The following is a 17,027-nucleotide window of genomic DNA, read 5'->3' on the forward strand; positions in this document are numbered from 1 at the left end:
CCCGGCCTCCGCGGCCGGGCGCACGGTCACCGCCGCGGGATCGCCAGCGCCGCCGCCAGTCCGGCGGCCACCACGGCGGTGCTGACGGCGAAGGCCACCTGGTAGGACGCGACGTCGGTCAGCCACCCGGCCACCAGCGGCCCGACGACCGCACCCAGGTCGGCCGACATCTGGAACACCGCAACGACCCGGCCGCCGCGCGCCGGGCTCACGTCGCCGACCAGCGCCGCCGGCACGCTCGCCAGCAGGGAGGCGGCCAGCCCGTAGGTGGCCATCGACAGCAGGAAGGCCCCGGTCGCCGGCGGCAGCACCAGGACCGCCATCGCCGCCGTCCCGACCGCCGCGCCCAGCACCAGACTCGGCCGGCGGCCCCACGTGTCGGCCAGCCGGCCCGAGCGCAGCAGGCCGATCGCCTGCGCGGCCGAGCCGGCGAGCAGCCCCACGCCGGCCCAGGCCGCGGTGCGCCCCAGCTCCTCGGTGACGTAGAGGGGCACCAGGGAGTTGCGGACGCCGAAGAGCACCCAGCCGATGCCGAGGTTGGCGACCAGCGCCGCCACGTAGGCGCGGGTGCGCAGCGCCGCGCGCAGCGACAGCGGCTCGCCGGCCGGTGCCGGTGCCGGTGCCGCGCCGCCGGCTGGCCGGGCCGGGGCGCGCAGCAGCACCATCGCCACGGCGCCGGCGACGAGCAGGAACCCGGCGTAGAGGAAGAACGGCAGCCGTGGGGACAGCGTCGTCAGCAGGCCGCCGAAGGCCGGGCCGGCGATCCCGCCGAGGATGAACCCGCCCTGGTACGTGGCGGCGGCCCGGCCGCGGTGCGTGGGCGGCGCCACCCGCAGCAGCAGGGCCAGCGCCGCGACGGTGAACATGGCGCTGCCGATCCCGCCGGCGGCGCGCAGCACCAGGAAGACCGGGAAGGACGTCGCCAGCCCCGCCAGGCCGGTGGTCACCGCCACCAGGACCAGCCCGGCGGCGAGCACCAGTCGCTCCCCGACCCGCTCGACCAGCGAGCCGCCGGCGAACGCGGAGACGAACCGGAAGAAGGCGAACGCGCTCACGGCCAGGCCGACCGCCGTCGTCCCCACGCCGAAGGAGCGGGCGAACAGCGGGATGGCCGGGGCGACGATGCCGAAGCCCAGCGCGACGACGAAGGCGACGACGGCGAGGACGCCGACCTCGCGGGGGAGGTCGCCTCCTCCCCGTCGCAGCACGGCGCCGATGCTGTCAGGCCGTCCCGGGTGACGGCGCACCGGAGGTGGGTACCGGGAGCCCGTGCTCACCCGACGCCGTCTGCTGGTGGCGGCCGGCCGGCTCGCGGTCGCGGGCATGGTGGCAGGGTGCGGGGCCCGGACGACAGGCCCTCCGGTGGCGAGCCCGGACCCGGCCGTCCTCACCGCCCGCCCGACGGCGACGCCCGGCGGGCCTGCCCCCGCCCCGGGCACGCGGGCACTCGGGCTGGAGGATGCCCGCGACACCCTGCTGCACGTCCCCGCAGCGGGGGTCCCCGGGCCGGCGCCGCTCGTCGTCGTCCTGCACGGCGCGGGCGGCGACGCCGAGGCCGGGCTCGGGCTGCTGCGGCCGCCGGCCGACGAGCAGGGCCTGGTGCTCCTGGCGCCGGCCTCCCGTGGCAGCACCTGGGACGCGGTCGCCGGCGGCTACGGGCCCGACGTGGCCGTGGTCGACCGCGCGCTGACCGCCGTCCTCGCGAGCGTGCCGGTCGACCCGGAGCGGATAGCCGTCGCCGGCTTCTCCGACGGCGCCTCCTACGCGCTGGGCCTGGGGCTGGCGAACGGCGGCCTGTTCCGCCGGGTGGTCGCCTTCTCGCCCGGGTTCGTGCCCCCGGGGCCGCGCCACGGCCGCCCGCCCGTGTTCGTCTCCCACGGGACCGGTGACGACGTGCTGCCGATCGACCGGACCAGCCGGCGCATCGTCCCGGCGCTGCTCGACGACGGCCACGAGGTGACCTACCGGGAGTTCGACGGCGGCCACGTCGTGCCGTCCGAGGTGGCCCGGGAGGCGGCCGACCGGCTCGGCTGACCGGGTCAGCCCACCTCCTCGGCGAGCCGCCGGATCGGGTCCGACCACGCGGCCGGCGTCGTCCACACGAAGCTGTGCGCCCCCGGGACGGACGCGAACCGGCCGTCCCGGGCACGGGCGGCCAGGGAACGGGCCCAGTCCTCCGTGCACAGCCGGTCGTCCGCGCCGTGCAGGACCAGCACCGGGACCGGGACCTGCGGCACGGCGTCCTCGAGGCGGTCGGCGAGGTGGGCCCGGACGGCGTGCACCACCCGGCGCATCCCCGCCCGCGCGCGCTCGGGACGGTGGGCCTCGTCGAGGTCCGGCGGCTCCAGCCGGTGGTTGCGGTGCCAGGCCCGCAGCACCCCGCCGAGGCTGCGGAAGCGAGGGTCGACCGTCGGGCCGGCCAGCACCAGCGCGCGCACGCCGGGCTGGTGCCGCAGCGCCACGTGGGTGGCGACCTGCGTGCCGCCGGAGTGCCCCGCGAGCACCACCCGGGCCAGGCCCGCGTCGGCGAGCCAGGTGGCGACGGCGTCGGCGAACTCCCCGACGTCGAGCTCGTGCGGCGGCTCGCCGCTGCCCGAGAAGCCCGGGAGCTCCACCAGGGAGGCCCGCGTCCACGTCCCCAGCTCCCGGAGCGCGGGGACGAGGTAGTCGGCGACGCCGATGCCCTGGACCACCACGACCTCCGCGACGCCGGGGCGCGGCCGGCCCACCGAGCGGCTGTGCACCCGCCCGAGCGGGGTCGGGAGGTCGGCCGGGACGATCTCCCGGCCGGTCCGGTCGGTCGACAGGGGACACCTCCGATGGTCCAGCAGACGCGCCGGGGCTGGGCGGTGCCGTCCGCCAGTCTGGTCGCGCCGGCCCCCGGGTGCGCGACGGCCGCGCGGCTGGTTGGCTCGCTCCGAGGCGGCCCAGCAGGCGGCCGCCCGGGTCGCTGACCGGGAGACGAACGTGGTCACCACCAGTGCAGGCACGTCCAAGCAGACGGCGGCGCAGGCGCTCGGGATCGCCGGCGCCGCGTTCGGGGCGGTGAGCGTCCTCGCGCCGCGGGCGGTCGCCACCGGGTACGGCGTCCCGCCGACGCCCCAGGGCCTCCAGCTGCAGCGGCTGTTCGGCAGCCGCGCGCTCGCGCTCTCGGTCATGGCCCTCACCGCGCGTACCCCGGAGGAGGTCGACCGGGGTCTCGCGGTGGTCGCGGGCGCGAACCTCCTCGACGTGCTCACGGCGCTCGCGGCGGCCGGTGGGTCGGGTCGGCCCACCACGGTCCGCGCGGTGGCCAGCTCAGCCGTCTACGGCGCGGCGGCGCTGGCGGTCCGGGCGATGCGGGACTGAGCGCCGACGCCGCACCGGCCGGGAAGCCGCTGCCCGACGTCGTCGCACCGGACCTCGACGTGCTGTTCTGCGGGATCAACCCCTCACTGCTGTCGGCCGCCCGCGGGCACCACTTCGCGCGGCCCGGCAACCGGTTCTGGCCGGCGCTGCACCTGGCCGGGCTCACCCCGCGCCGGCTGACGCCGGAGGAGGACCGGGAGCTGCCGCGGTACGGCCTCGGGGTCACCAACCTGGTCGCCCGGCCCACGCGGACGGCGGCCGAGCTCACCGCCGAGGAGCTGCACGAGGGTGCGGCGGCCCTCACCGACCTGGTGGAGCGGTACCGCCCGCGCACCGTCGCGGTCCTGGGCATCACCGCCTGGCGGCTGGCCACCGGCCGGGCCCGCAGCGCGTGGGGCCGCCAGCCCGACCGGCTCGCCGGCGCCGAGACCTGGGTGCTGCCCAACCCCAGCGGCCTGAACGCGCACTTCCAGCTGCCCGACCTCGCCCGGCTCTACGCCGGCCTGCGCGGGTGAGTCAGCCGGCCCGGGACGCCGTCCGGGCCTCCTCCGCCAGCCGGCCGACGACCGCGCAGGCCGCGCCCAGGTCGAGGGCCGCGCCCTCGGCCTGCCCGGCGACGAGGTCGTCGGTGGCCAGCGCCGCCTCGGTGGCCGACACGTAGCGCTGCCCGTCCATCGGGTCCATCCGCAGCGGGTCGTAGCCGACCAGCCGGGCGTTGGCCTGCACCGCCCCGAGCAGGACGGCGGCGGTGCGCGGCTCCCCGGCGGCGGTCGCGGTGCCGAGGGCGGCCAGCAGCCCGGCCAGGGTGCCGGTGACGTCGCCCTCGCGGTGGGTGAGGTCGACCATCCGCCACAGGTCGGCGAGCGCCTCGCCGGGCCGGCCGGCGTCGGTGAGCACCTTGGCGCGGATCCACAGCACCGACGAGTGCGCCCAGGAGTGCCCCAGGTCGGTCGCCAGCCGCTCGGCGCGGGCCAGGTGGTCCAGCGCGCCGTCGACGTCGCCGGCCACCCGCGAGAACTGCCCCAGCGTCATCGCGATCTCGGCCTGCACCCACTCGATGCCCGACGCCTGCGCCAGCTCCAGGCCGCGGGCGATGTCGCGCGGCGTCTGCCCGTCGGGGTCGGCCTGGCCGAGCAGCGCGCGGACGAACCCGCGGAGCACCAGCGCGAGCGCCAGGACGCCGTCGGAGTCGTCGGGGGCGGAGGCGACGATCTCGTTGGTGCGGGCCCAGATGGAGGCGACGTCGCCGGAGAGGTAGGCCAGCAGCGCGTCGCCGAGCAGGGCGCCGCTGCGCACCTGCGGCGGTGCGTCGGGGGTGGCGTCCAGCGCGTCGGCCAGCCAGCGCCGGCCCTCGGCCACGTGCCCGCGGCGGTACCACCACCACGACAGCGCCGCGCCGATGCGCAGCGCCTGCTCGCCCTGGCCGGTGGCGAGGGCGTGGCCGAGCGCAGCGCGGATCGCGGGCTGCTCGGCGTCGAGGCGGCGGGCGCTGGTGGTCCACTCCGGGCGCCGCAGCGTCGGCTCGAGCCGCTCGGTGAGCTCCACGGCGAAGGCGACGAGCCGGTCGCGCAGCCGCCGGGAGTGCGCCTCGTCCAGACCCTGCTCGGCGTACTGCCGCAGCGTCTCGAGCATCCGGTACCGGCCGGCGCCGTGGTCGAGCTCGACCAGGGACTTCGCGACCAGCACCCGCAGCAGCGGCAGCGCGCCGCCGTCGACCTCGGGGCCGGCCGCCGCGGCCACCAGGTCGGGGCCGAAGGTGCCCGGCAGCACCGCCACGGCGCGGAACACGGCGAGCTCGGCGGGGGAGAGCAGGTCGACGCTCCACTGCACGGTCGCCGCCAGGGTGCGCTGGTGCGGCACGGCGGTGCGCCACCCGCCCGACAGCAGGGCGAAGCGGTCGTCGACCCGCCCGGCCACCTCCGCCAGCGGCAGGGTCGTCAGGCACGCGGCGGCCAGCTCCACGGCCAGCGGTAACCCGTCGAGGGCGGCGACCAGGTCGCGGACGTGCCGGAGGTCGTCCTCGGTCGGGTCGGCCAGGTGCGGGGCCACCAGCCGGGCGCGGTCGAGGAAGAGCCGCTCGGCGTCGCTGCCGGGCGCGCCGGCCGGCATCGGCCCGCACGGCAGCACCGCCTCGCCGGGCAGCCCGAGCGGCTCGCGGGAGGTCGCCAGCACCCGCAGGTCGGGGCAGCGCGGCAGCAGCTCGGCGCAGACGGTCGCGGCCGCCTCGACCACGTGCTCGCAGTTGTCGAGGACGAGCAGCAGCGGCCGGTCGTGCAGCGCGGTGGCGACGGCGCCCAGGGTGTCCCCGCCGGCGAGGGTCACCCCGAGGACGGTGGCCACCTGCGCGGCGACGAGGTCGGGGTCGGTGACGCCGGCCAGCTCGACCAGCGCGGCCGGCGGGGCGCCGGCCGGGCGGCGGCGGGCGGCCTCCAGCGCCAGGCGCGTCTTGCCGCTGCCGCCGGGACCGACCAGCGTGACCAGCCGGGGCCCGGCCAGCGCGGCCGCGACCTGCGCCAGCTCCCGCTCGCGGCCGACGAAGGCGGTCAGCGGCACCGGCAGCGGGCCCAGCGGCCGGACGGACGGCCGCTCGGGCACGGGAGCGGCGGCCGCCGCGGCGGGAGCGGGGCGGACCCGACCCGAGCCGGCCAGGTCGGGGTCCTGGCGCAGGATCTGCCCGTAGAGGGTCTGCAGCGGGCGGCCGGGGTCGACGCCGAGGCCGTCGGCGAGCATCCGCCGGCCCTCCTCGTAGACCTCCAGCGCCTCGGCCTGCCGGCCGCACCGGTACAGGGCCAGCATGAGCGAGGCGCGCAGCCCCTCGCGCAGCGGCTCGGCGCGCAGCAGCTCGCGGACGTCGTCGACGATCTCGGCGTGCCGGCCCAGCCGTAGGTCCAGCTCGGCGGCCAGCTCCCGGGCGGCCAGCCGCAGCTGCTCGAGCCGCTCGGACTCCTCGACGGCGAAGGTGGCCGACACGTCGGCGTAGGCCGGGCCGCGCCACAGCGCCAGCCCCGCGGTGACCGCCTCCCGAGCCTGCTCGACCTCGTCGCGGGCGGCGAGGTCGCGGGCGGTGCGCAGCAGCTGCACGAACCGGACGGCGTCGACGTCGCCGGGGGCGACTTCGAGCCGGTAGCCGGGCTCCCGGGTGACCAGCAGCGTCCAGCGGCCGCCGGTGACGTCGGGCTCGAGCTCGCGGCGCAGCCGGGACACGATCGACTGCAGGGTCGCCGAGACCGCGGCGGGCGGCTGGCCGCTCCACACGCGGTCGACGAGCAGGTCGACCGGGACGGTGCGGCCCGGGTCGACGAGCAGCGCGGCCAGGACGGCGCGGTGCTTGGGGGACTGGGGAGCGAGGAGGGAGCCGTCGCGCCGGACCTCCACCGGGCCCAGCACGCGGAACGAGGTGCCGTTCATCGGCGCGCAGCCTAGGTTCCGGAACCGCCGTGCGGTGCTGCTCGCTCCACGCCGAGACGAGCGCGTGACCTCGGGGCCCGGTCCCGCGCCCTGACCTGGCACCCAAGCGACCACCAAGGGCGTGCCAAGGACCGCCGTCCACCCTCCGGGTGCACCGTCCGCCACCAGCACCGTGGAGATCCCCCGTGACGTCCGGAACCGTCCTGCCCCCCGTCCTCGCACCCGACCTGTCCGAGGCGCTGCGCTCCCGGCTCTCGCCCGGCGCCGCGCTGCAGGAGGACCGGGTGGTCCGGGTGGCCGAGGTGCCCGACGTGGTGGCCACCGTCCGGCTGGCCGGCCGGCACGGGGTGGGCCTCGCGGTGCGCGGTCCGGGGCGCTCCTGCGGCGGCGGGCGCCGGCTGCTCGTGGACACCGCCGCGCTCGCCCAGGTGTCGGTCTCGCCCGCCGGCTGGGCGCGGGTGGGCGCCGGCGTGCGCTGGCGGGACCTGGCCGGCCGGGCGGCCGGGCACTCGCTCACCCCGCTGACCGGCGCCTCGGCCGCCGAGCGCGTGGCCGACACGGTGACCGGCGGCGGCGTCGGCCCGCTCGCGCGCACCTACGGCCTGGCCGGCGACCGGGTGCGGGCGGTGGAGCTGGTCACCGGCGACGGCGCGCTGCGGCGGGTCACGGCCGTCGACGAGCCCGAGCTCTTCTGGGGCGTGCGCGGCGGGGGCGCAGCGCTGGGCGTGGTGACCGCCGTCGAGCTGGACCTGCTGGCCGCCGGGCCGCGCTACGGCGGGCAGCTGCGGTGGGCCGCGTCCGACGCCGCGCGGGTCCTCGACGCCTGGCGGGCGTGGTCGGCGACGCTGCCGGCGCAGGCGGGCACCTCGTTCCTGCTCAGCCGGCCCGGGCAGGGCGAGTGCGGGGTGGCGGTGCGGTTCGCGTGGGCCGGCGACACCGACGACGGCGTGGGCGTGCTCGACGGGCTGCTGCGTCCCCTGGCGGGCACCGCGCGGCCGCTGGACTCCGAGATCGCGCCGCGCGGCCCGGCGGGGCTCGCCACCCGGGAGCAGGAGACGGGCACCGGCTCCTCGCTGCTGCTCGACCGGCTGACCGACGCGGCCGCCGGGGCGTTGCTCGGGACCGTGCAGGGGACGTGGCCGCGGACGGTGGAGCTGCGGCTGCTCGGCGGCGCGCTGGCCTGGGTGCCCGAGCAGCCCAGCGCCGTCTGCCACCGCGGGGCGCGCCTGGCGGTGCGGGTGGTCGGCGGTACCGGCGCCGAGGACCGCGCCGCCACCCGGGCCTGCGCCGAGGAGCTGGCCGCCGTCCTCGGCGACGCCCTCGGGGGCCGGGCACCGGCGCACGGGTTCGACGCCGTCCCCGACGTGCTCGCGCGTACCCCGACGGCGGCCGTGCGCGACCGGCTGGCGGCGCTGGCCGCCACCGCCGATCCCCACCGCGTCCTCGAGGGCGCCCTCCCGGGCGACCGGCGCGGGCGCTGAGGCCCTGGCGGCTCAGGCGTCGAAGTCGACCGTCACGGCGTCGGTCAGCGGCAGGCTCTGGCAGGTCAGCACGTAGCCCGCCGCGACCTCGCTCTCCTCCAGCGCGTAGTTGCGTCGCATCCGCACCTCGCCGTCGGTGACCCGGGCGCGGCAGGTGCCGCAGACGCCGCCCTTGCAGGCGAAGGGCAGGTCCGACCGGACCCGCTGGGCGGAGTCGAGCACCGGCGCGTCGCGGGGGAGGGCGAGCGTGGTCGAGCGGCCGTCGAGGACGACGGTCACCGAGCTGCTCGGACCGTCGACGGTCTCCTCGTCGCCGCGGACCGGCTCGGGCGGGACGTCGTCGACGTAGAAGAGCTCCTGGTGCACTCGCTCGGCGGGGACGCCGAGGTCGGCGAGCAGCGCGCGGGCCTCGGTGACCATCCCGTGCGGGCCGCACAGCCACCAGTGGTCGACCGTCGCCGGGTCGGTGAAGGTGCCGACCAGGGTGCGCAGCCGGTCGCCGTCGAGCCGGCCGCTGGTCAGCTCGGCGTCGCGCGGCTCGCGGGAGAGCACGTGCACCAGCTGCAGCCGGGGACCGAAGCGGTCCTTCAGGTCGGCCAGCTCGTCGGCGAACATCACCGTGTTGGTGCGCCGGTTGCCGTAGAAGACGGTGACGGTCGACTCCCCGTCGCGCAGCACCGTGCCGGCCAGGCTCAGCGCCGGGGTGACGCCGGAGCCCGCGACGACGAAGACGTGGTCGGCCGGGGTCGACAGGTCGGCGGTGAAGGTGCCCGAGGGCGGGAGCGCCTCGATCGCGTCGCCGGGGCGCACCTCCCGCACCAGCCAGGAGGAGAAGAAGCCGCCGGGCACCTCGCGGACGCCGACCCGCGGCGGCGCACCCGCGGGCGCGCAGATGGAGTAGGAGCGCCGCTCGTCGCGGCCCCCGTCGACCCGGCGCAGCGTGAGGGCTTGCCCGGGCCGGAACGCGTACTCCTCGGTGAGCTCCGGCGGGACGTCGAAGGTGACCGCGACGGCGTCGTCGGTGAGCCGCTCGACGCTCGCCACGGTCAGCGGGTGGAACCGCGGCCGCCGGCGGGCGGGGGCACTCATCAGATCTCCTTCACGTGCTCGAACGGCTCGCGGCAGCTGCGGCAGCGGCGCAGCGCCTTGCACGCCGTCGCGCCGAACTCGCTGAGCTCCTCGGTGTCGGCCGACCCGCACAGCGGGCAGGCCGCCGTCCGCCGGGTGGCGCCCAGCTGCAGCGGGATCGGCCCGGAGACGCGCTCCGGGGCGCGGCCGGGCGGGGCGATGCCGGCCTCGGCGAGCTTGCGGCGGCCGTCCTCGCTGATCCAGTCGGTCGACCAGGCGGGGGAGAGGACGGTGCGCACCTCGACGTCGTCGAAGCCGGCGGAGTGCAGGGCGTGCAGCAGGTCGGCGCGCATGACGCCCATCGCCGGGCAGCCGCTGTAGGTGGGGGTGATGTCGACGACGACGGTGCCGTCGTGCACCCGGACGTCGCGCAGCACGCCGAGGTCGGCGAGGGTCAGCGCGGGCAGCTCGGGGTCGGTGACGGTCTCGGCCACCGCCCGCGGGTCGGTCCGCACCGCGCTCACCACGTGGCCGCCGGGTGCTGCCGCGCCAGGCCCTGCAGGGTGCCGAGCAGCTCGGTGAGCTCCGGGCCGTGCTCGCCGAGGCGGCCGCGCGGGGGCGTGTCGGCCGGCCACTCCCGCACCCGCAGGGTGGCGCGGTCGAGCACCGTCGTCAGCACCTCGCGCACCTCGTCGCGGACGTCGGCCGGGTCGACGGCGACACCGGCGGCGACCAGCCGCCGCTCGACGTCGGTGGCGGTGAACAGCTCGGCCAGGTGCGGCCACACCGCGTCGACGCCGGCCTGCACGCGGCGGTGCGACTCGGGGGTGCCGTCGCCGAGGCGCAGGACCCAGCGGGCGGCGTGGTCGCGGTGGTAGGCCAGCTCGTGCACGCCCTTGGCGGCGATCGCGGCCAGCACCGGGTCGCGGGACTCCCGCAGCCGGGCGAACACGGCCAGCCGCACGGTGGCGGCGACGAGCAGCCGGGCCATCGTCTGCCCGAAGTCGCCGTTGTCCGCCTCGACCAGGCCGGTGCTGCGGAACTCGTCGGGGTCGCGGAAGTAGGCGAGGGCGTCCTCGTCGGGGACGGACTCCGTCGCGAGCGTCCGGGAACGGCCGAGGACGCCGACCGAGCCCGCGCGGGCCAGCAGCAGCCGGGCCTGCCCGAGCAGGTCGAGCGCGGTGTTGGCGACGGCCACCTCCTCCTCGAGCTCGGGGGCGGCGGTGACCCACTGGGTGAGCCGCTGGGCGAGCACGAGCGCGTCGTCGCCGAGCATCAGGCAGTAGCTGCCCAGGTCGGTCGCGTCGACGCCGTCGGGCACGGTCGTGTCGACGCCGGCCAGCGGCTCGTCGAACCCGGTGCCGAACGCCCAGTGCCCCTCGCCCCCGTGCGCGTGGTCCAGCGCGTCGTACACGGTCTCCTGGTGACCCACCACGGAACGCTCCTTGCCTCGTGACGGATGGATGGAAGGCCCCGTCTCAGGGGCCCGCGGCGAGCCTGCGAGCCGTGGGGGGAGACGGGGTCCTTCACATGTGGGGGACGTTCTCCGGGATCTCGTAGAACGTCGGGTGGCGGTAGACCTTGTCGCCGCTGGGGGCGAACATCGGGTCCTTCTCGTCGGGGCTGGAGGCGGTGATGTCGGCGGCCTTCACCACCCAGATGCTCACGCCCTCGTTGCGCCGGGTGTAGACGTCGCGGGCGGCGTGCACCGCCATCTCGTCGTCGGGGGCGTGCAGCGAGCCGACGTGCACGTGGTTGAGCCCGCGCTTGCCGCGGACGAACACCTCGTACAGCGGCCAGTCCCGCCGGCTCACCGACGGTGCCGGGGTCGTCGGCACCTCCGGCCCGGTGGGGACGGCGCCGTGCCCGCCCTCGGCGGTGACGTCCGTGCTCACGCGACGGCTCCGGCGTGCTTCTCCGCGTACGCGGTCGCGGCCTCGGTCACCCAGGCGTTGTCGTCGCGGGCGGCGCGGCGGCGGGCGATCCGCTCGTCGTTGCAGGGGCCGTTGCCGGCGAGGACCGCCTTGAACTCCGACCAGTCGATCGCGCCGAAGCGGTGGCGGCCGGTGTCGGGGTCCAGCCGCAGCTCCGGGTCGGGCAGCGTGACGCCGAGGAACTCCGCCTGCGGGACGGTCATGTCCACGTAGCGCTGGCGCAGCTCGTCGTTGCTGTGCCGCTTGATGCCCCAGGCCATCGACTGCGCGGAGTTGGGGCTGTCGTCGTCGGGCGGGCCGAACATCATCAGCGAGGGCCACCACCAGCGGTCGACGGCGTCCTGCACCATCGCCCGCTGCTCGGGGGTGCCGCGCATCATCGTCATCAGCAGCTCGTAGCCCTGCCGCTGGTGGAAGGACTCCTCCTTGCAGACGCGGATCATGGCCCGGGCGTAGGGCCCGTAGGAGGAGCGGCACAGCGGCACCTGGTTGCAGATCGCCGCGCCGTCGACCAGCCAGCCGATGACGCCGACGTCGGCGTAGGTGAGTGTCGGGTAGTTGAAGATCGAGCTGTACTTCTGCTTCTTCTCGATCAGCTTGTCGGTGAGGTCGGCGCGGTCGGCGCCGAGGGTCTCCGCGGCGGAGTAGAGGTACATGCCGTGGCCGGCCTCGTCCTGCACCTTGGCCAGCAGGATCGCCTTGCGGCGGAGGCTCGGGGCCGCGAGCAGCCAGTCGCCCTCCGGCTGCATGCCGATGATCTCCGAGTGCGCGTGCTGGGCGATCTGGCGGATCAGCGTCCGCCGGTAGCCCTCGGGCATCCAGTCGCGCGGCTCCACGCGCCGGTCGGCGGCGATGGTCGCCTCGAACTGCCGCTGCAGCGCGGCCTCGTCGGTCGGCCGGTCGAGCGTCGGCGCGGACATCGGAGCTCCCCTCGAGCTATTTACTGACCGTGTGGTCGGTAATAGTGTCCCCCAGGGCGGTGTGCGGCACAAGGAGCGCCCGGGGAGTGCACGGCCGACGAGGAGGCACCCATGACGACGGCGACCGGCGGCACGACGCGGCGGCTCGGGGACGCACCCGACCCGGGGACGCTCGACGCCGCGGAGCGGATGGGCGTCGACGAGCTGCGCGCGCTGCAGCTGGACCGGCTGCGGGCGTCGCTGCGGCACGCCTACGACAACGTGCCCCACTACCGCCGGGCCTTCGACGCCGCCGGCGTGCACCCCGACGACTGCCGCGAGCTCGCCGACCTGGCCCGCTTCCCGACGACGGCCAAGGCCGACCTGCGCGAGAACTACCCGTTCGGCATGTTCGCCGTCCCGCGGGAGCGGGTGCGCCGCGTGCACGCCTCCTCGGGCACGACCGGCAGGCCGACCGTCGTCGGCTACACCGAGCGCGACCTCGACACCTGGGCCACCGTCATGGCCCGCTCGATCCGCGCCGCCGGGGGGCGTCCCGGCGACGTGCTGCACAACGCCTACGGCTACGGCCTGTTCACCGGCGGGCTCGGTGCCCACTACGGCGCCGAGCGGCTGGGCTGCACCGTCGTCCCGGTGTCGGGTGGCATGTCGGCGCGCCAGGTGCAGCTGATCACCGACTTCGCGCCGCGGGTGGTCATGGTGACGCCGTCCTACATGCTCGCCCTGGTCGACGAGTTCGAGAAGCAGGGCCTCGACCCGCGCGCCAGCTCCCTGGAGATCGGGATCTTCGGGGCCGAGCCGTGGACCGAGCAGATGCGCCGCGAGATGGAGGAGCGCCTCGACATCCAGGCCGTCGACATCTACGGCCTGTCGGAGGTGATGGGCCCCGGCGTCGCCCAGGAGTGCGTGGAGACCAAGGACGGCCTGCACGTGTGGGAGGACCACTTCTACCCGGAGGTCATCGACCCGGCCACCGAGGAGGTGCTGCCCGAGGGCGAGGTCGGCGAGCTGGTGTTCACCTCGCTGACCAAGGAGGCGATGCCCGTCGTCCGGTACCGCACCCGTGACCTCACCCGGCTGCTCCCCGGGACGGCACGGCCGGGGATGCGGCGGATGGAGAAGGTCACCGGCCGCACCGACGACATGGTCATCCTGCGCGGGGTCAACCTCTTCCCGACCCAGATCGAGGAGGTCGTGCTGCGCACCCCGGGCCTGTCGCCGCACTTCGCGCTCGAGCTGCTCACCCGCGGGCGGATGGACCACCTCGTCGTCCGGGTGGAGGCGCGCCCCGACTGCCCGCCGGAGCGCCGCGAGCCCGCGGCCGCCGAGGTCGTCCAGGGCGTCAAGGACACCGTCGGCACGACCGTCGAGGTGCTCGTCGTCGACCCGGAGACGCTGCCGCGGTCGATGGGCAAGCTGCAGCGCATGACCGACCGCCGGGGAAGGACGTGACCGACGTCCGGGTGCGCCGGGGCCGGCCCGGGCACTCCCTGGACAGCCTGCTCGACGTCGCGGTCGCCGTCTTCAACGAGCGCGGCTACGACGCCACGAGCATGGACGAGCTGGCCGCGCGCCTCGGCGTCACGAAGTCCGCGATCTACCACCACGTGCCGGGCAAGGTCGAGCTGCTGCGCCTGGCCCTCGACCGGGCGCTGGACGCGCTGTTCGCCGTCACCGCGGAGCCCGGCGCGGCCACCGGACCGGCGATCGACCGCCTCGAGCACGTGGTCCGGGGCTCGGTCCGGGTGCTGGCCGCCGAGCTCCCCTTCGTCACCCTGCTGCTGCGGGTGCGCGGCAACTCCCCGGTCGAGCAGGCCGCGCTGGCCCGCCGGCGGGAGTTCGACCGGATCGTCACCGACCTGGTGCGCGCCGCCGAGGAGGAGGGCGACGTGCGCCCCGACGTCGACCCCGCCGTCACCAGCCGGCTGCTGTTCGGCACCGTCAACTCGCTGACCGAGTGGTTCCGGCCCGGCGGCAGCCTGACCGCCGACGACCTCGCCGACGCGCTGGTCACCACGACCTTCGAGGGCCTGCGCGCCCGGCGGTGACGGGGGTCAGGACGCCCGGGCGGCCTCGACCCGGCCGGTGACCTCGCCCAGGGAGATCCGGCCCCCGCCGGTGCCGGGCGCGGTGGCGGTGATGCGCACCTCGTCGCCGTCCTCGAGGAACGAGCGGGTGCGGCCGCCCGGCAGGACCAGGGGCCGCTCCCCGGCGCGGGACAGCTCGACCAGGGAGCCGCGCTGGCCGTCCTCCGGGCCGGAGACGGTGCCCGAGGCGAACAGGTCGCCGGTGCGCAGGGCCGCGCCGTTGACCGTCAGGTGGGCCAGCTGCTGGGCGGCGGTCCAGTACGTGGACGCGAACGGCGGGCGGGAGACCAGTTCGCCGTCGAGGCGGACCTCCAGGGTGATGTCGAGACCCCACGGCTCGGTGAGGGTGTCGTCGAGGTAGGGCAGCAGCGGCACCTCGCGCGCCGGCGGGGGCACCCGCGCGGCCTCGAGGGCGACGAGCGGGACCACCCACGGCGACACCGAGGTGAGGAAGGACTTGCCGAGGAAGGGCCCCAGCGGCACGTACTCCCAGGCCTGCAGGTCGCGGGCCGACCAGTCGTTGACCAGGCAGACGCCGAAGACGTGCTCGGCGAGGCCGGTCAGCGGCACGGGGGTGCCGAGGTCGGAGCCCACCCCGACGACGAAGCCGACCTCGGCCTCGACGTCGAGCCGCTGCGTCGGGCCGAAGGTGGGCGCGTCGTCGGCGGGCGCCTTCCGCTGCCCGCTCGGGCGGACCACCGGCGTCCCCGAGACGGCGACCGTGCCCGCGCGGCCGTGGTAGCCGATCGGCAGGTGCAGCCAGTTCGGCGTCAGCGGCGGCGTGCCGGGGCGCAGGACGCGGCCGAGCTCCTCGGCGTGGTGGCGGGAGCTGTAGAAGTCGACGTAGTCGGCGACCTCCACCGGGAGGTGCAGCACCACCTCCGACAGTGGCCGCAGGTGCGGCTCGACGCGGCCGCGGTGGGCCGGGTCGGTCAGCCACCCCGTGAGCTGCGCCCGGAGCGCCGCCCAGGCGCGCGGCCCGCGGGCCATGAAGGCGTTGAGCGAGCCGGTGGTGTGCACGTCGTCGCCGGTGGCCGCGGCCAGGTCCAGCACGGCGTCGCCGACCGCCACGCCGGTGCGCCGAGCGGTGCCGGGCGCGGAGAAGACGCCGTAGGGCAGGTTGTCGACACCGAAGCCGGTGCCGGGGGGCAGGTCGAGCCAGCTCACTCGCCGGGACCCCGCCCCGACCAGCTCCAGGCGTAGCGGCCGTCGTCGCAGGCGGTGCCGGCCGCGCCGAGGTCGAGCGGGCGGAAGGTGTCGACCATGACCGCCAGCTCGTCGAAGGACTCCGCGCCGAGCGACGGCTCGATCGCGCCCGGCTGCGGGCCGTGGCTGTGCCCGCCCGGGTGCAGGGAGACCGACCCCTTCCCGATGCCTGAGCCCTTGCGGGCCTCGTAGTCGCCGTCGACGTAGAACATGACCTCGTCGCTGTCGACGTTGGAGTGGTAGTAGGGCACCGGCACCGCGAGCGGGTGGTAGTCGACCTTCCGCGGCACGAAGTTGCAGATGACGAAGTTGGGGCCCTCGAACACCTGGTGCACCGGCGGCGGCTGGTGCACCCGGCCGGTGATCGGCTCGAAGTCGGCGACGTCGAAGGCGTAGGGGTAGAGGCAGCCGTCCCAGCCGACGACGTCGAAGGGGTGCTCCGGGACGACGTGCACGGTGCCGGCCAGCCCGCTCGGACCGGTGCCGCGGTGCTTGACGTAGACCTCGACGTCGGTGCCCTCGGCCAGCAGCGGCCCGGCCGGCCCGCGGAGGTCGCGCTCGCAATACGGGGCGTGCTCGAGGAACTGCCCGTAGCGCGAGAGATACCGCTTCGGCGGGGCGATGTGGCCGTTGGCCTCGATCGCGTAGGTGCGCAGCGGCTCGTCGCCGGTGGGGATCCAGCGGTGCGTGGTGGTCCGCGGGATGACGACGTAGTCGCCGCGGCCGACCTCCAGCGAGCCGAACACCGTCTCCACGGTCGCGGCGCCGCGCTCGACGAACACGCACTCGTCGCCGGTGGCGTTGCGGTAGTACGGGCTGGTCCGGCTGCTGACCGCGTAGGAGATGCGGACGTCGGCGTTGCCGAGCACCAGCCGCCGCCCGGTGACCGGGTCGGTGCCCTCGTGCTCGTCGCCGGCGAAGAGGTCGTGCAGCCTCAGGTGCCGGGGCACCAGCGGCGCGTTGGGCGTGAGGGACTGGTCGGGCAGCTCCCACGGCCGGGCGTCGACGAGCGCGGAGGGGACGCCGCGGTGGTAGAGCAGCGCGGAGTCGGAGGAGAAGCCCTCCTCGCCGACCAACTCCTCGCGGTGGAGGCCCCCGTCGGGGCGCCGGAACTGGGTGTGCCGCTTGGGCGGGACCTCGCCCACCTGCCGGTAGAACGCCATGGCGCCACCTTGTCGGGCGAGTGGCGGTCCTGACCACTCCTGCCGTGGATCCGGACCGGGCTCGGGGACGCCGAGCCCGGACCGGCCCCGGTCGGATCAGCCCCGGTCGTGCCGCGGGCGGTAGGGCATGCCCGGGTTGAAGACCTCGAGGGTGTAGCCGTCCAGACGGCGCAGCCAGGCACGGGCGCGGGTGGCGAGCGCGGCGGGACGGCGGGCGGGGGTCGTGGCGGGGGTCGTGGCGGGGGTCGTGGCGGGGGTCGTGGCGGGGGTCATGGCGTCTCCAGGTGGTGCGGGATGCGGGGACGTCGTCGTCGCGGCCGTCCTCCACCGTCGGCCGGTCCCGTGTCGGGACGGCGGCGGGACGGCCAACGGGAGGTGAACGGGCACCGTGTCGTCCACCACGGCCGGGCGG

General features: G+C 76.6%; 17 protein-coding genes. 6 read left to right on the forward strand and 11 right to left on the reverse strand.

Annotation, left to right across the window (positions count from 1 at the left end; all coding sequences use genetic code 11):
* Positions 1-26: 26 nt before the first annotated feature.
* Positions 27-1,208, reverse strand: a complete 1,182-nt coding sequence (locus tag BM165_RS01215) for an MFS transporter (protein ID WP_075011696.1) — start codon at positions 1,206-1,208, stop codon at positions 27-29.
* 154 nt (positions 1,209-1,362) lie between these two features.
* Between BM165_RS01215 and BM165_RS01220 the strand changes: the two genes are divergently transcribed.
* Entirely contained in the window at positions 1,363-2,034 is a 672-nt protein-coding gene (locus BM165_RS01220) for an alpha/beta hydrolase (protein ID WP_244273951.1), read from the forward strand.
* Positions 2,035-2,039: 5 nt separating this feature from the next.
* Here the strand turns inward: BM165_RS01220 and BM165_RS25390 are convergent, their stop codons facing one another.
* The gene (locus BM165_RS25390; protein ID WP_244273952.1) at positions 2,040-2,729 is read right to left on the reverse strand and encodes an alpha/beta fold hydrolase; all 690 of its coding nucleotides are present in this window, start codon (positions 2,727-2,729) and stop codon (positions 2,040-2,042) included.
* Positions 2,730-2,967: 238 nt separating this feature from the next.
* Between BM165_RS25390 and BM165_RS25395 the strand changes: the two genes are divergently transcribed.
* A complete protein-coding gene (locus BM165_RS25395) occupies positions 2,968-3,348 on the forward strand; it encodes a hypothetical protein (protein WP_244273953.1) in 381 nt (126 codons plus the stop codon).
* Between the two features lie 29 nt (positions 3,349-3,377).
* Positions 3,378-3,863, forward strand: a complete 486-nt coding sequence (mug, locus tag BM165_RS01235) for a G/U mismatch-specific DNA glycosylase (protein ID WP_280140676.1) — start codon at positions 3,378-3,380, stop codon at positions 3,861-3,863.
* A 1-nt stretch (position 3,864) separates the two neighbouring features.
* On the opposite strand, the gene BM165_RS01240 is transcribed toward mug, so the two are convergent.
* Positions 3,865-6,756 carry an AfsR/SARP family transcriptional regulator gene (locus BM165_RS01240; RefSeq protein WP_075011699.1) on the reverse strand — a complete coding sequence of 964 codons (2,892 nt, stop codon included), beginning with the start codon at positions 6,754-6,756 and terminating at the stop codon, positions 3,865-3,867.
* 185 nt (positions 6,757-6,941) lie between these two features.
* Here BM165_RS01240 and BM165_RS01245 point away from each other — a divergent pair, with 185 nt between their 5' ends.
* Positions 6,942-8,237 (forward strand): FAD-binding oxidoreductase, encoded by a 1,296-nt coding sequence (locus BM165_RS01245; protein WP_075011700.1) that lies wholly within the window; start codon positions 6,942-6,944, stop codon positions 8,235-8,237.
* A gap of 12 nt (positions 8,238-8,249) precedes the next feature.
* On the opposite strand, the gene paaE is transcribed toward BM165_RS01245, so the two are convergent.
* The 5 genes from paaE to paaA form a co-directional block, all read right to left on the reverse strand.
* Complete coding sequence (gene paaE, locus BM165_RS01250) at positions 8,250-9,326, reverse strand: 1,2-phenylacetyl-CoA epoxidase subunit PaaE (RefSeq protein ID WP_075011701.1); 1,077 nt, start codon at positions 9,324-9,326, stop codon at positions 8,250-8,252.
* Positions 9,326-9,820 carry a 1,2-phenylacetyl-CoA epoxidase subunit PaaD gene (gene paaD, locus BM165_RS01255; protein ID WP_244273955.1) on the reverse strand — a complete coding sequence of 165 codons (495 nt, stop codon included), beginning with the start codon at positions 9,818-9,820 and terminating at the stop codon, positions 9,326-9,328. Before paaD ends, paaE begins: the two co-directional genes overlap by 1 nt.
* Before the next feature lie 5 nt (positions 9,821-9,825).
* Positions 9,826-10,740 (reverse strand): 1,2-phenylacetyl-CoA epoxidase subunit PaaC, encoded by a 915-nt coding sequence (paaC, locus tag BM165_RS01260; protein WP_244273956.1) that lies wholly within the window; start codon positions 10,738-10,740, stop codon positions 9,826-9,828.
* A 91-nt stretch (positions 10,741-10,831) separates the two neighbouring features.
* Positions 10,832-11,200, reverse strand: coding sequence for a 1,2-phenylacetyl-CoA epoxidase subunit PaaB (gene paaB / locus BM165_RS01265; RefSeq protein ID WP_348271780.1), 369 nt, complete (start codon positions 11,198-11,200; stop codon positions 10,832-10,834).
* On the reverse strand, positions 11,197-12,159 hold the full coding sequence (gene paaA / locus BM165_RS01270; RefSeq protein ID WP_075011703.1) for a 1,2-phenylacetyl-CoA epoxidase subunit PaaA: 963 nt from the start codon (positions 12,157-12,159) through the stop codon (positions 11,197-11,199). The genes paaB and paaA overlap by 4 nt, the downstream gene beginning before the upstream one ends.
* 111 nt (positions 12,160-12,270) lie before the next feature.
* Here paaA and paaK point away from each other — a divergent pair, with 111 nt between their 5' ends.
* The gene (paaK, locus tag BM165_RS01275) at positions 12,271-13,611 is read left to right on the forward strand and encodes a phenylacetate--CoA ligase PaaK (RefSeq protein WP_075011704.1); all 1,341 of its coding nucleotides are present in this window, start codon (positions 12,271-12,273) and stop codon (positions 13,609-13,611) included.
* Positions 13,608-14,207 (forward strand): TetR/AcrR family transcriptional regulator, encoded by a 600-nt coding sequence (locus tag BM165_RS01280; RefSeq protein ID WP_075011705.1) that lies wholly within the window; start codon positions 13,608-13,610, stop codon positions 14,205-14,207. The genes paaK and BM165_RS01280 overlap by 4 nt, the downstream gene beginning before the upstream one ends.
* Before the next feature lie 6 nt (positions 14,208-14,213).
* Here the strand turns inward: BM165_RS01280 and fahA are convergent, their stop codons facing one another.
* The 3 genes from fahA to BM165_RS24575 all read right to left on the reverse strand — a co-directional run bounded on the left by fahA (position 14,214) and on the right by BM165_RS24575 (position 16,888).
* Positions 14,214-15,413: a fumarylacetoacetase gene (gene fahA, locus BM165_RS01285; RefSeq protein WP_075011706.1), complete on the reverse strand. Its 1,200-nt coding sequence runs from the start codon at positions 15,411-15,413 to the stop codon at positions 14,214-14,216.
* Entirely contained in the window at positions 15,410-16,615 is a 1,206-nt protein-coding gene (locus tag BM165_RS01290) for a homogentisate 1,2-dioxygenase (RefSeq protein WP_075011707.1), read from the reverse strand. The genes fahA and BM165_RS01290 overlap by 4 nt, the downstream gene beginning before the upstream one ends.
* 96 nt (positions 16,616-16,711) lie before the next feature.
* Entirely contained in the window at positions 16,712-16,888 is a 177-nt protein-coding gene (locus BM165_RS24575) for a hypothetical protein (protein ID WP_177225057.1), read from the reverse strand.
* Between the last annotated feature and the right edge of the window lie 139 nt (positions 16,889-17,027).

It is taken from the genome of Geodermatophilus obscurus, from assembly GCF_900115395.1.
GTDB lineage: Bacteria > Actinomycetota > Actinomycetes > Mycobacteriales > Geodermatophilaceae > Geodermatophilus > Geodermatophilus obscurus_B.

Excerpts from the sequence above, each read along its gene's own strand:
- BM165_RS01240 (WP_075011699.1), bottom strand. The coding sequence starts at position 6,756 with ATGAACGGCACCTCGTTCCGCGTGCTGGGCCCGGTGGAGGTCCGGCGC.
- paaE (WP_075011701.1), bottom strand. The coding sequence starts at position 9,326 with ATGAGTGCCCCCGCCCGCCGGCGGCCGCGGTTCCACCCGCTGACCGTG.
- paaA (WP_075011703.1), bottom strand. The coding sequence starts at position 12,159 with ATGTCCGCGCCGACGCTCGACCGGCCGACCGACGAGGCCGCGCTGCAG.
- paaK (WP_075011704.1), top strand. The coding sequence starts at position 12,271 with ATGACGACGGCGACCGGCGGCACGACGCGGCGGCTCGGGGACGCACCC.
- BM165_RS01290 (WP_075011707.1), bottom strand. The coding sequence starts at position 16,615 with ATGGCGTTCTACCGGCAGGTGGGCGAGGTCCCGCCCAAGCGGCACACC.
- BM165_RS24575 (WP_177225057.1), bottom strand. The coding sequence starts at position 16,888 with ATGACCCCCGCCACGACCCCCGCCACGACCCCCGCCACGACCCCCGCC.